Annotated in this window: 15 protein-coding genes and 1 tRNA gene; 11 read left to right on the top strand and 5 right to left on the bottom strand. The window is 60.8% G+C overall.

What is annotated here, in order from left to right:
• Positions 1 to 33: 33 nt before the first annotated feature.
• The 5 genes from AAFX91_RS00340 to AAFX91_RS00320 all read left to right on the top strand — a co-directional run bounded on the left by AAFX91_RS00340 (position 34) and on the right by AAFX91_RS00320 (position 4,575).
• Positions 34 to 1,098, top strand: a complete 1,065-nt coding sequence (locus AAFX91_RS00340; RefSeq protein WP_394565195.1) for a ketopantoate reductase family protein — start codon at positions 34 to 36, stop codon at positions 1,096 to 1,098.
• A 193-nt stretch (positions 1,099 to 1,291) separates the two neighbouring features.
• Positions 1,292 to 2,071, top strand: a complete 780-nt coding sequence (locus AAFX91_RS00335) for an alpha/beta fold hydrolase (protein WP_394565194.1) — start codon at positions 1,292 to 1,294, stop codon at positions 2,069 to 2,071.
• 118 nt (positions 2,072 to 2,189) lie between these two features.
• Positions 2,190 to 2,615 carry an OsmC family protein gene (locus AAFX91_RS00330; protein WP_394565193.1) on the top strand — a complete coding sequence of 142 codons (426 nt, stop codon included), beginning with the start codon at positions 2,190 to 2,192 and terminating at the stop codon, positions 2,613 to 2,615.
• A gap of 530 nt (positions 2,616 to 3,145) precedes the next feature.
• On the top strand, positions 3,146 to 3,535 hold the full coding sequence (locus tag AAFX91_RS00325; protein WP_394565192.1) for a DUF1330 domain-containing protein: 390 nt from the start codon (positions 3,146 to 3,148) through the stop codon (positions 3,533 to 3,535).
• A 197-nt stretch (positions 3,536 to 3,732) separates the two neighbouring features.
• Complete coding sequence (locus AAFX91_RS00320; protein ID WP_394565191.1) at positions 3,733 to 4,575, top strand: class I SAM-dependent methyltransferase; 843 nt, start codon at positions 3,733 to 3,735, stop codon at positions 4,573 to 4,575.
• A 46-nt stretch (positions 4,576 to 4,621) separates the two neighbouring features.
• Here AAFX91_RS00320 and AAFX91_RS00315 read toward each other — a convergent pair.
• Positions 4,622 to 4,731, bottom strand: a tRNA-Arg gene (locus AAFX91_RS00315).
• A gap of 140 nt (positions 4,732 to 4,871) precedes the next feature.
• On the opposite strand from AAFX91_RS00315, the gene AAFX91_RS00310 reads away from it, so the two are divergent.
• Both AAFX91_RS00310 and AAFX91_RS00305 read left to right on the top strand, forming a co-directional pair.
• On the top strand, positions 4,872 to 6,020 hold the full coding sequence (locus AAFX91_RS00310) for a helix-turn-helix domain-containing protein (RefSeq protein WP_394565190.1): 1,149 nt from the start codon (positions 4,872 to 4,874) through the stop codon (positions 6,018 to 6,020).
• Positions 6,020 to 6,721 (top strand): hypothetical protein, encoded by a 702-nt coding sequence (locus AAFX91_RS00305; RefSeq protein ID WP_394565189.1) that lies wholly within the window; start codon positions 6,020 to 6,022, stop codon positions 6,719 to 6,721. The genes AAFX91_RS00310 and AAFX91_RS00305 overlap by 1 nt, the downstream gene beginning before the upstream one ends.
• A 404-nt stretch (positions 6,722 to 7,125) precedes the next feature.
• Here the strand turns inward: AAFX91_RS00305 and AAFX91_RS00300 are convergent, their stop codons facing one another.
• From AAFX91_RS00300 to AAFX91_RS00285, 4 genes are all read right to left on the bottom strand, one after another.
• On the bottom strand, positions 7,126 to 7,512 hold the full coding sequence (locus tag AAFX91_RS00300) for a hypothetical protein (RefSeq protein WP_394565188.1): 387 nt from the start codon (positions 7,510 to 7,512) through the stop codon (positions 7,126 to 7,128).
• Positions 7,513 to 7,647: 135 nt separating this feature from the next.
• On the bottom strand, positions 7,648 to 8,250 hold the full coding sequence (locus AAFX91_RS00295; RefSeq protein WP_394565187.1) for a Fic family protein: 603 nt from the start codon (positions 8,248 to 8,250) through the stop codon (positions 7,648 to 7,650).
• 49 nt (positions 8,251 to 8,299) lie between these two features.
• The gene (locus AAFX91_RS00290; RefSeq protein WP_394565186.1) at positions 8,300 to 8,485 is read right to left on the bottom strand and encodes a hypothetical protein; all 186 of its coding nucleotides are present in this window, start codon (positions 8,483 to 8,485) and stop codon (positions 8,300 to 8,302) included.
• A gap of 165 nt (positions 8,486 to 8,650) precedes the next feature.
• Complete coding sequence (locus tag AAFX91_RS00285; RefSeq protein ID WP_394565185.1) at positions 8,651 to 8,782, bottom strand: hypothetical protein; 132 nt, start codon at positions 8,780 to 8,782, stop codon at positions 8,651 to 8,653.
• A gap of 163 nt (positions 8,783 to 8,945) precedes the next feature.
• Here AAFX91_RS00285 and AAFX91_RS00280 point away from each other — a divergent pair, with 163 nt between their 5' ends.
• The 4 genes from AAFX91_RS00280 (at position 8,946) to AAFX91_RS00265 (ending at position 12,448) form a co-directional block, all read left to right on the top strand.
• Positions 8,946 to 9,584, top strand: coding sequence for a recombinase family protein (locus AAFX91_RS00280; RefSeq protein WP_394565184.1), 639 nt, complete (start codon positions 8,946 to 8,948; stop codon positions 9,582 to 9,584).
• A 135-nt stretch (positions 9,585 to 9,719) separates the two neighbouring features.
• On the top strand, positions 9,720 to 9,902 hold the full coding sequence (locus tag AAFX91_RS00275) for a flagellar FlbD family protein (protein WP_394565183.1): 183 nt from the start codon (positions 9,720 to 9,722) through the stop codon (positions 9,900 to 9,902).
• Between the two features lie 342 nt (positions 9,903 to 10,244).
• On the top strand, positions 10,245 to 10,616 hold the full coding sequence (locus tag AAFX91_RS00270; protein WP_394565182.1) for a hypothetical protein: 372 nt from the start codon (positions 10,245 to 10,247) through the stop codon (positions 10,614 to 10,616).
• Positions 10,613 to 12,448, top strand: coding sequence for a hypothetical protein (locus AAFX91_RS00265; RefSeq protein ID WP_394565181.1), 1,836 nt, complete (start codon positions 10,613 to 10,615; stop codon positions 12,446 to 12,448). Before AAFX91_RS00270 ends, AAFX91_RS00265 begins: the two co-directional genes overlap by 4 nt.
• Positions 12,449 to 12,471: the final 23 nt, after the last annotated feature.

Raw genomic sequence — 12,471 nt, 5'->3', positions numbered from 1 at the left:
TTGGGACGTTGGAGGAAACCTTAGGAGAGGGACATGGCGCGCAACATTCTGATCCTAGGAGCCTCGTACGGCTCATTGCTCGCGACGAAGCTGCTGATGGCCGGTCACAACGCGACGCTGGTTTGTCGCAAGAAGACCGCAGAGCTCATCAATCGCGACGGTACCGAGGTTCGCATCAAGCTGCGTGACGAGCCGACGCACCGGTCGATCTTCTCGCGCGATCTACCCGGGACCTTGGACGCGGCATCGCCCGCAGACGTCGACCTCTCCCGTTACGATCTGGTTGGCCTTGCCATGCAGGAGCCGCAATACACCAACCATACGATCCGGGTTCTGATGATCAAGATCGCCGAGGCGAAGCTGCCTTGCCTTTCGATCATGAACATGCCGCCGTTGCCCTATCTCAAACGGATCCCGGCGCTGTCGGACATGGACCTCGAAGAGGCCTATACCAATGCGCAGGTATGGGAGCGCTTCAAGCCGGGACTGGTCTCGCTCTGCTCGCCTGATCCTCAGGCCTTCCGTCCGCCGGACGAGGCGGCGAATGTCCTTCATGTCGGACTGCCGACAAACTTCAAGGCAGCGGCATTTGCGGATGAGACGCATAACCGGCTGCTTCGCGAGCTGGAGGCGGACATCGACGCGGTGAAGCTGGATGGCCAGGACGTTCCGGTGAAGCTCAAAGTGTTCGACTCGCTGTTCGTCCCGCTGGCCAAATGGTCGATGCTGTTGACCGGCAATTACCGCTGCATCACGCCGCAGGAGCCGCAGTCGATCCGCGACGCGGTGCACGCCGATCTGAAGCGCTCGCAGTCGATCTATGAACATGTCGATGGGATCGCTCGCCGACTGGGAGCCGACCCGAAGGATCAGGTGCCGTTCGAGAAATACGCCAAAGCGGCGGAAAGCCTTCTCAAGCCCTCATCGGCGGCGCGCGCGGTGGCGAGCGGAGCGCCCTTCATCGAGCGGGTCGACCTGCTGGTGAAGCTGATTTCGCATCAGCTTGGCGCGCCCAATGCCGAGATCGATCGTACGGTCCAGATCGTAGATCAGAAGCTCAATGAGAAGATCGTGGAGGGCGGATCCAGCGCGCTGTGACGTGCTGCTCCGTGCGATCCAGAAATCTTTCCGTTTCGCGGTCAACTATCTTCGCGGCCACTACAGCATCGAGAACAACCGCGAGGCCTTCGCGCGCGGCGGCATCACCGTGTGTTCACGCTGGGACTGCTTGAAACCGCGCGGCCATTCCGCGCCCTCAAGACAATCCCCTCGTGGTCAAAGGAAGAGCATCATGACGATGAACAGACGAGCTTTTTCGACCGCTCTGCTTGCCGGCGCAGCGGCCTCGCTGATCTCCACTCGCGGCATGGCCGCAAACGCAACCCCGCCGAAGGCGCGCAACGTCGTGCTCGTGCATGGACTGTTCGCCGACGGCTCGTGCTGGTCGGAGGTGATCGCGCGATTGCAGACGACCGACCTGAACGTGACCTCCGTGCAAAATCCGCTGACCACGCTGCCTGAAGCGGTCGCGTCAGCCGAGCGCGTGCTGGCACGGCAGGACGGCCCGACGGTTCTGGTCGGCCATTCCTTCTCCGGCATGATCGTCACCGAAGCCGGCGTGCATCCGAACGTCTCGGCGCTCGTCTATGTGGCGGCGCGCGCGCCGGATGCCGGCGAGGACTACACGGCGCTCGCGAAGACCTATCCGACCCCGCCGGCAACGGCCGGCATCGTGTTCGACGGCGATGAAGGACGGCTTTCCGAGGAAGCTTTCCTGCGCGATTTCGCGGGCGACCTGCCGGAGGCGAAGGCCAAGGTGCTCTATGCGGTCCAGCAGCCGTTCCACAAGGCACTGCTCACCGGCAAGACCACGAACGCGGCCTGGCGGTCAAAGCCGAGCTACTACGCCGTCTCGACCGAGGACCGCACGATCAATCCGGACCTCGAACGATTCATGGCCAAGCGCATGGGAGCCAGGACCATAGAGGTCAAAGCGAGTCACCTATCGCTGATCTCTCAACCCGATGAAATCACGCAACTGATCCTGGAGGCTGCCGGCCAACGCCCATGAGGTGAACACACTTGGGATGGCCGCGTCCTCGACATGATCGAGGCCGGGAAGAGACGAGCGGTGGTGCTGACGCGCTCGTAAGCTGCGGGGCATGCACAACAGGAAGGAGTAAAGACCGATGAAACGTTTCGGATCCGCCGCCTGGAATGGCAGCCTGCGCGAAGGCAAGGGTTCGGTCTCGACCGAGAGCCACGCGCTGGACAACCATCCCTACACCTTCTTCAGCCGCTACGGCGAGAAGCCGGGCACCAATCCGGAGGAGTTGTTAGGTGCAGCGCATGCCGCGTGCTTCACCATGTCATTCGTCAGACAGCTCGGTCAGGCGAATTTCGTGCCGGAGCACGTGGACAGCAAATCGGAAATCACCATCGAGAAGGACGGGGACGGCTTTTCGATCACCTCGGCGCATCTCACCACCACGGCGAAGATACCGGGCATCGACCACGACACGTTCCAGTCGATCGCCGCAACCGCAAAAGCCGGCTGCCCCGTCTCCAAGCTGATGAAGGTCGAGATTGATTTTAGCGCCACACTCGTTTCGTGAGGCTGCATAAAAGGGGCGCCCATTCGGAACAAAGTCGCGAATTCCTGCACTATCGAAATCCAGACATAATTTCGCCTAGGCGCTCGGTTGCCTGACGTCGCAGCCTGGTTTGTCGGATCGGCGCCGGCGGAAGACGCAATCGCAGAAGACCTGGAGGTGAGGCGATCGCCAACCTCGCTGCGACGGAAATGCTGCACGCTAGCAGCGCGCTCGAATCGGCAAAACCGCGAGCGCCTGCGATTTCGCGCTACGCCCAGCGGGCCGCCCCCCTGATTTTGCAGGGTCGTTCGGTTAGCGCCTGATAGCTGCCTTCTCGCCTATTTCTAGAATTGACGCGATGGACTACCTTCAGACATTCGTCTTGCCAATGGTGTTGCCAGCGCTTGCGTCGCTCATCTGTAAATCCGCTAGGGACAGCAAGCGTTTTGGCGCATTAGCCGCCCGTCTGCCTTGAACCTTCAGTTGGCCATCCCGACTCACGTCCAGGGGGTGTACGTCTTCGATTGAAATTGCAGAATCGGAGGAATGCCATGAGATCTCGTTCCAAACTCGCAATGGTATTGCTCGCGGGCGTCGCAATTGGAGCTATCGCGGTCCAAGGCCTCCACGCTCAAGGAGCTAAGCCGAAAGCTTACTCTGTCGGCGAGATCGAAACCCTCGATGCTTCAGCCCAAGCCGCGTACCTGCCTGCCGCCCGGAAGGCGATAGAAGCAGCCCATGGTCACGCTTTACGCACCGCGGCGGGACGGATTGTTCAGGTAGAGGGTGGGCCAGCCCCGAAAGGGGTGGGGATCGTCGAATGGGATGGCTTGGATGACGCCGTAGCGTTCTACAAGTCGAAAGCCTGGGCGGACCTTGCACCCCAGCGTGATAAGGCGGTCAAGGTTGTACGGAGATACGTCGTCGAAGTCGAAAGGTAGCCGCGTCCATCCCACACCGCGCTGCTGTCTTCGCGATTTCGCGAGGCGGTCCGGTTACGGTTCGATAACGGCCGTTCGATCAGTTTCTGCATCGACGTAATGGGGTCATAAGCGGTCAGCGCTTGGCTCGCCAGCAGCCGAATTTGAGGCCGTGCAGCGACCTCGACATTCCCCGACCGTCAGGCAATCATCCCCGCATGAATCAGAGCAGCCCCCGGCCGGCGCTGACCAAAGACGAGGTACGAGTGCGCGCGTGGGCAGAGGTCCGGGAGCTATTGGAACTGCAACTCGCTCCGCTGGGTCGGCGGCCTTTGCAGGCGCTTGCGCCAAATCCTGGTGAAAGCGTCCTGGACATAGGCTGTGGCGGAGGCGAGACAGCGCTGGACTTTGCCCGCGCCGTCGCGCCAGACGGCACAGTCGTGGGGGTCGATGTGTCGGCTGCGGTGCTGGCGTTCGCGAAACGCGCGGCCAACGGGTGCAAACGAGTGCGGTTCCTCCATGCGGACGCCCAAGTGCTCCCTTTCGAACCGGCCTCGTTCGGCGCCGCTTTCTCGCGGTTTGGGGTGATGTTCTTCAACGACCCCACGGCGGCGTTCAGCAACGTTCGGCGTAGTCTCAAACCGAATGGGCGGCTAGCGTTCGTCCGCTGGCGCGCGCTCGAGGAAAATCCGCTAGACATCCTGCCGCTTAGGGCCGCGTCTATTCATCTGCCGCCGCAGCCCGCTCACGACACGGACGCAGCCGGCCCATTCGCATTCGCCAACCCCGACCGCGTGCACCGCATTCTGGAAAGAGCGGGCTTCCGAGAGATCGAGATCACTGCCCATGACGAGCTGGTTGGAAGCGGCGACCTCGATTCGATGCTGGCGGTTTGTTCGAGGGTTGGAGCTCTCGGCAAAGTTCTTCGTGAAAATCCCGAACTGCGGGCGGCAATGCTACCGGCGGTGCGATCCGCGCTTGCGGCACACGATGGACCTGATGGGGTCAGGCTAAATGCAGCGACGTGGGTCGTGACAGCTCGGGCTCCGGCCGGGCTCTAGAGCAAGACGTCGGCCAAAGGTCCACTGAGGGTCATTCGCCTCGAAGTGGCGCGCCCGGAACGATTCGAACGTCCGACCCTCAGATTCGTAGGCTGACCCAGCGATCAGGAATCACTCACGAATCTTGCAAACCGGGCCTCAAAGCTGCCCAGACGCATCAAGGGGTTAGTGCCCCGTTTGCAAACCAAATCTCCCGCGCGACCAGCTCGACCAGATCCACCATCCTGAGTCTTGAGCGTGTCGCGCTGGCGCGCCGCCTACGCGAGTAGCAGCGCGCGGAATCATAACTACATGAAATGAAATTCGAGCTCGATAGCCGGGGACGGCGAAACGCAAGGCTCACGCAGGCGATCGCGACGCATCCGGGGACGGGCAAACGCAGAGGTCGCAAATCCGAAAGCCAGAAACAGGAAACCCCGCCGCGTAGTCAGCGCGACAGGGCTCTTAAAAAAATTCGAGCCTGGGGCACCACACCCAAGCTCGCCACCAACATCGCGATGATGGAGCACCGCGACATGAAGACATCTAGTAATCCGTCCCCCGCCGGTCAAGCGTCTAACGCTTGGCAGACCTTCAAAGATCGCGACGACTGGATCAGGCTGTTTCTCGCCGCAGATGGCGAGGTACTGAGCTGCACCGCGAAGATCGTCGGTACCCGTCTCGCACTTCACCACAACATCGAAACCGGACGGTGCGATCCATCTCTGACAGAGCTGGCGAGCGGCACCGGCATGAGCGACCGCAACGTTCGCCGTATGCTCCGAGAGTTGGAGCAGACCGGTTGGGCACGTGTCCAGAGTCGTGGTTATCACCGCTCCAACTCGTTCGAGCTTTGTGTTCCAGAGAAAGAATTAGACCGGACAGGCTTGTCCGGTCAGACCGATTTAAGACCGGACACTGATGTCCGCCCTGACGATCCGAGACCGGACAAACCGGGTCATATGACCGGACAAACCGGGTATGTAAGACCGGACACTGTTGTCCGCCAGAAAAGAGAATCGAACAGCGAAGAGAAAAGCGTAGAGAGAGAGTCTCTCGATCTCGGTGACGAAGATTCAGGGCAGCGTCGATCAGAGACTCACGATGACATCGAATCCAGTTTTGAGGAGTTCTATCGGAAGTACCCTCGCAAGGTTTCCAAGGGCGCCGCGCTCAAGGCCTACCGCGGCGTCGTCACCAAGAAGCTGGCGACGCGGGCCGAGCTGCTAGCCGGCGCCATGCGCTACGCCGCCGAGCGCAGCGGCCAGGATCCGAAGTTTACGAAACATCCGGGCACATGGCTGCACGGCCAGTGTTGGCAGGACGAACCGGCCGCTCCGATCACCAGCACAATCGACGCCGACGGCCGCCCCATGGCGTCACCACCACCTAGCCGGCTGCCACCGCAATGGCGCCGCGAAAGCAACACCGAACGGCTGATGCGCAAGCTGCAGGGGGGTGCGTGATGACAACCGACATCATCACCCCGACCGGTGCCGGCTCACTGGTGAAGCAAACGCGCACAGACGTCGCCACCCTCATGAACAGCGCACTGGCGCCTTTCATCTTGCAGGAACAGTGGTGCAGCTCAATCCAGGCTGCCAGAGATGCCGCCCCATTCCTCGCCGGCGATAAGGACGGCGAGCTCGTCGCGCTTTCCGACAATGCCGACTGGAGGGCTTCCCGCAATCGAGCGCTCGAGATCCAGGAGAGCCTACCACCACCCGCCGAGATCGAGGCGGCCTACCAGGCGGTGGATCAAACTCTTCGCGTCAAGCCCGTGTCGGGCGAGTATCAGCTGCTCGCCTCGAAGATGCTTGATGTGCTCGGGATCAAAGGCGGCGACGATACCGACGCTTATGTCGAGGCGCTGGCCTGGACGCTGTCGGATGTCTGGCGCGCGAAGGGTGACTCCGCCGATACGCCTCACTGGATTCCAATTCCCGCGCTCGCCAAGGCCGTCGACCGCGTCTGGCAATATCGTGATTCCTGGTATCATTTTGGCGGAACAAAGCGGCCGCCCCTCCCTGACATCGTCGATCACTGCAAGGAATACCGGCGCGATCTCGTCAATGTGCGGGATGGTATCGACATGCTTGGCCGTACCCGGAAACGACTCAGCCAGATCATCCGGACCGTCAATGCGTATGAAACCGAGGAATGGTGAGGAGCGCGCTCAAGCGCGCGCGGGCTCACCAGACTCAGAGTTGAGCAGGCTTGTCGACGGTGCCAACACCCTCGCAGTTCTGACAGACGCCGCGCATTCGTTCGTGTTTGTTCGGATCACCGCAGCAAACCGGACAAGGAACCCATTCTTTCTTGTTCGGCTCTATAAAGATTTCCATCCGCCCGTCGCAGACCACACATACACATTTCCCGTTGCAGACAGGGCACAAGGTCGTTCCGCCCGGCATTCTCAGAGCCTCCTCAGTGTCGTGGCGCGAAGGCCCTACCACACCGGCCCGTACCCTAGAAACGTCGCGGCCAGATCATCCGAACCGAGCGCGCCGCCCAAGCGGGCGCGCGGGCTCGAACCTCCCTTCGCCTGAAGGCCGCGAGAGTAATGAAGGATCATTTCGCCGTCGGGATAGCTCTTCTGGCTTCGTCAAGGCACACGGGTGACACCGCGTCGATAACCGGCTGCAGCGCCGCTAACCTCTGACCGGCGGGCAAATCGGAGGTCGCTCGCAATTGATTCTCGGACACCCGGTCGGCGATCCCGTTCGCGTAGCAATTGCAATACATCGAGAGGATCGCCTTCGAAATCCCAGCGTTGGCGGGGTCGTTCGCTTGCTTTTCGCCACACGTCCTGATCGCCGCACCGACGAATCCATCACGCATCGCGCCGGTAAGACCGACCTCCTGGCCTTTGACATAGGCCACGCCGTACTTCACGACGAAGAAGGCAATGCCAAATGCCGCCGCCCACGCGATCCAACCACCAATCTGCCTGCCCATGTTCCCGCCCCAGTTGTCGCCGGGAACTATATAGATCAACGGACGAAGCCGGCAAGTGCCCAGCGCAAGCCGCGCACGCTTCCCTCGCCATCTCAGAACGATCTTTGAGGAGCGCGCCGCCACGCGCGGGCATCCTTAGTTGGCAGACGTCTTCCCTGAGGCCAGTTCGTAGACGCGATGCAGCTGTTTCGCGAGCAAAGATTCGATCAGCCGTTCCATTTTGGAAACGTCAATCGTTTTGTCTTTCTTGTAAGCAGCGTCAGCGTCGTCCAACGCATCCTCATAGTCCCCGCGATGTGCAATCACCAACTCTGGAAGTGTGGGGGAACCGGGGAGGACAAAACCAAGCCTCACCGATAGGACGAAAAAGGAAAGCACTCTGGATGTGCGGCCGTTACCATCCGCAAACGGATGAATCCAATTGAGCCGCCACATAACGTAAGCGGCCAAGTAAACTGGCGGCTTGTCCCAATTGTCGTTCACATAATCGCACAGCTCCTCAAGGAGCTCGGGGACCTGGTGCGCGCCAACCGGTTCATGCTCACTGTTTACAATTTCAACGCCGCCAGGCCGTTGTACACCGGCGTAGGCGCTGATGCCTTGCAGAGCTTCACGCTGTAAGGCGTAAATGAGCGAGGGGCGAAGTTTAAACGGAGTTCGCTCTAAGGCCTGATGGACGCTCTTTTCCGCGTAGTCATATTGGCGGAGGCCGTTTGCGGCCTCCGCTTCAGCTTTCAACTGAGGATCAGTGATAAGCTCCGGCTCGAGGGCGTGACTGTGCCTCTCCTTACGCGGTTCGTTTGTCATCTGCCGCCAGCTTCTCGGCTTGGCGATCGATCATTTCACGCGTAATGCGGCTATTTTCGAACGCGGTGTTTCCATACGCAAAACTACGGCGCTGTTCCTCGCGCTGCGCAGGGGTCGGGGTCACCCGCTTTGCCACTTCGATCAGTTCCTTAAGTTCTTCCGTCATGGCGGCTCTCCCGTATTCAGAATCGGTTTGTACAACGCAACGGATAACGGCGCTAGCGTCTTTCGAGTTGCGTAAATTTTCCGTTGCAGAGCTGTGACGCTGATGCCACTGCCCCACCTCGCACAACCCGCACGCGTCCAAGCGCTTCGAGAATTTTTCGGCCGCCTAGCGGACCCACAGGGCTACGACGGCACAGGCGAAGGCAGCCGTGAGGGTGACGAGGTCAATTGACCAGTATTGCCCGATGAGATCGAGATGCCTTGAGCGGTTTTCGTCCCGGTATGTGTGAAGGTGCATGGCAGCCTCCTGTCGGGGTGGAGACGGTCATTTCAATCGTCTGCCGCCAAAACAGTTCCACGCAATTAGGCGTGGTCGTCTTTTACTGTAACAGCTCGCTTATAACCCTTGACCTGTTACGCGTAACATGTCAACATGCGTTGTGTTGTGAAGGGAGGCCACCATGAAAAACGCCATCGCCTATATTAGGGTCTCGACGCAGAAGCAGGGCAAAAGCGGACTTGGCCTGGAGGCGCAACAGGCCCTGATCCAGCGCTTCGCCGATCAGGAAGGCGTTCAGATCATCCAGACCTTCACCGAGGTGCAGAGCGGCAAGGATGACGACGAGAAGCGGCCACAGCTCGCCGCCGCTCTGGAAGTGGCCCGCAAGGCCAAGGCGCCGGTTATCGTCGCGAAACTCGATCGGCTAAGCCGTGACGTGCATTTCATCTCCGGCCTGATGAAGCACAAGGTTTCGTTCATCGTTGCCGATTTGGGTGCCGACACCGACCCGTTCATGCTGCACCTCTACGCCGCGCTCGCCGAGAAAGAGCGACGCATGATCAGCCAGCGCACCAAGGATGCACTGGCCGCCGCGAAGGCCAACGGTAAGCAGCTCGGCGGACTGCGTGACCATGGTCGCGAAGCCAAAGAGGCCGCAGTTGAGCGGGCGAAGGCACTGAGGCCGTATTTCGAGGAGCTGGCAGGTAAGTCCGCCCGCGAGATCGCGCGCATCCTGAACGACCGAAACGTCGCCACGCCTACTGGCAAGCCGTGGTCCGCCATGACGGTTATCCGCGCGCGCGATCGATTGGCCGCATGATCGCCGGTCTGCGAAGCCTCGCGCCTTAAGCAGCGCGCCACCAGAGGCGTCGTCAGGCTTCGCGCGCGCCCACTCCCCGACTCAGCAAATCCCGTGTAAGCGATTGCTGCCCCCGCAACCGACATGAGGACAGCTATGGCCAACTTCAAGGAATTGACGCGCCAAGGTGGCGAAAAGATCATCATCAACGTTGATGAGATCTTGACTATGCAGCGGCAGCCGGATGCCACGACCATCCACTTCTCCAAGGATCACGTGGTCCACGTCGAAGAGTTGCCTGCTGATATCCTGGCCGATCCCATCGATCGTCGCCTTTAGGGTCTCCCTGACTGTGGGTACGTTGAAGCTGCTAACGAGCTATTTGCAGATCATCAATCCATTCTTGGCCGCGATTCTGGCCGCCTGGAATGCATACGACGCGCGCGACAAGTTCTGGCGCTGCGCTGGTCTTGTGGCATCAACAGTGCTCCTCCTATTCATTGCGGTATCGGCGTTCATTCACCGCTGATCACCAACCACCCACCAACACGTATTCGTGACTTGCCGGAGAACATGGCGGTGAACAGGCTGATAAATCTGATTCGCTAGCTTCGCAGGCTCGCAGTCAGATCAACCCGCCCGCCTTAAGGAGACCACGGGCAACACCGGAACGGTGGTCGCGTGGTCATGCCTGTTTCCAAGTTTGATCAAAATCTCGGCCGTCGCGGCAAGGCGCGGATGCTCGAGCTCGCCGCCGAGGCCGAGGCAGAGCGGCAGGCCGAGGCCGCGGGGCTGTTGCGCGACTTAGGCCGCGAGCCGTCGCACGCCGAGCGCGTGATCGTCGAGCAGCTGAGCATGTTGATCGTCCGGGGTCGCCGGCTCCGCCAGTGCGGGAAGGGCGCCGACGCCGAAATGGTCGCGCGCTTGGTTTTGCGCGGTTTGACGCGGTTAGGCATCCGGCAGGGTAAACCCAACCAGACGCACCAATCCTCCACCGCCGAGCGCATCGCGGCTATCGGCGCGGCGAGGAAGGCGGCCGAGGCGGCGTCATGACGGAGGCACCCATCTCCGCCATCAGCTTCTTCGACGGCCTGAACTGGATCGATGGCCGACCGCTGGTCATCGAGGATTACCGGAAGGACATCTTTCATAAAGCGTTTGATACCTACCGGGACGACGGCATCCCGCAATATTCGATGGTGCTCGCCGGCCGAAGCAAGAAAAACTTCAAATCTGCCGATCTGGTCCTCGGCGGTTTGTACTCCTTGACATGCCGCGAGAGTCCGCAAGGCTCCGATGTCCTCCTGGTCGGAAACGACGAAGACCAAGCGGCCGCTGATCTCGATCTTGCAAAGAAGATCATCGCCGCGAATCCCGAGCTTGGCGAAGGGCTGGAGGTTCTGGCGAAGGAAATCCGGCGCAAGGATAACCGCGGCGTGATGCGGGTAATCCCGGCGCAGAACGTGATCGGTCAGCACGGCCGAACCGCGGTCTTTGTCGGATTTGACGAAATCCACGGGTACAGAAATTGGGACCTGCTTGAGGCGCTGGCGCCGGACCCGACCAGGACCGACACCCTCACATGGATCACAAGCTACGACTCCATCTATGACCTCGAAGGTTGCCCGCTGCACGATCTCAAAAAGATCGGCATGGAAGGGTCAGACCCGCGGATGCTGTTTTCGTGGTACAGCGCCGACTACTGCACCGATCCGAATTTCGCGCATCTTCCGCCGGACGAGCGCGCCAATCCAAGCATGGCGAGCTGGCCCGAGGGCCGAGGCTATATCGAGCAGCAGCGGCGCCGTCTTCCCTCGGCCCGCTTCCGCCGCCTGCACCACAATCTCCCAGGCGCTCCGCAGGGCGCGCACTTCGATCAGGGTCGCGTCGAGGCAGCGATCGTCTCCGGGCGACAGGTGATAGAACCGCAGGATGGCGTCGATTACCTCGCCTTCGTCGATATGTCGGGCGGTAGCTCCGATGATGCGACGCTCGCAATCGCACACTGGGACGACCGCAAGGCTGTTCTGCATCTTCTCATCAATCAGGGCCAGCCGACTCCCTTCAATCCGCGAGATGCCGTCAAGCGCTTCGCTGTTATGTGCAAGCTCTACCGCTGCAAGGTGGTTCACGGTGACGCTTATGCCGGTGAGACCTTCCGCCGCGACTTCGCCGATTGCGGCATCGACTACATCGTCGACAAGCGGACCAGGACCGACATTTACGAAAGTCTCGAGGTTGCGCTCAACGCCGGACAGGCCGAGATGCTCGACATCCCCGAGCTGCGGCGGCAACTGCTGACGCTGGTCCGCAAAGGCGCGACAATCGATCATCAAAGCGGCCAGCACGATGACTGGGCAACCAGCGCCGCCGGCGCGCTGACGCTTGCCAATCCTGACATCGGGAATCCAGAGCCGGCCATCCTGACGCACTACCGCAAGCTGTCCGAGGCCGTGGACAAGGAGCGCGCCGCCCCGCAAGCGGAGCAAGAACAGCAGCATCCTGAGCCCGGCGCGCTGAGGCGCGCGGATGGCCGCGCCAAGTTGAAATTGGTCACGGCAGTATCGCACCTAATCACCGCAAGCGGTGAAACGATCGCGGTCGAGTCCGATGCCGACGGCACGTTCTATGTCTGGGTCTCCGAGAGCGACGCCCGCCACATGCTCTCGCCATACAATCAACCGCTGCTCGAAGCCAACGAGGAGCTGCGCCAGATGCTCGGGCCGAACCCGCCGCAGCCGCAAGGCATCCGCATTGCCTCGATCCTGGAGGCGCAGCGGCCGCAGACCCGGAAAGAGTATTTCGAGTCTGTGATGCGGCGGAGGATCGCGGGCGCCAATGAGGTGGTCGAGATCATGCGACGCAAGGGGAGATGGCACGGATGAACAGGATCACAGAAATCCTCAAT

Origin of the sequence: Bradyrhizobium sp. 31Argb, assembly GCF_043638955.1 — a bacterium.
In the GTDB taxonomy this organism is placed as follows: domain Bacteria; phylum Pseudomonadota; class Alphaproteobacteria; order Rhizobiales; family Xanthobacteraceae; genus Bradyrhizobium.
Note: the sequence above shows the minus strand (reverse complement) of the source record. Positions and strands in the feature narration are given on the sequence as shown.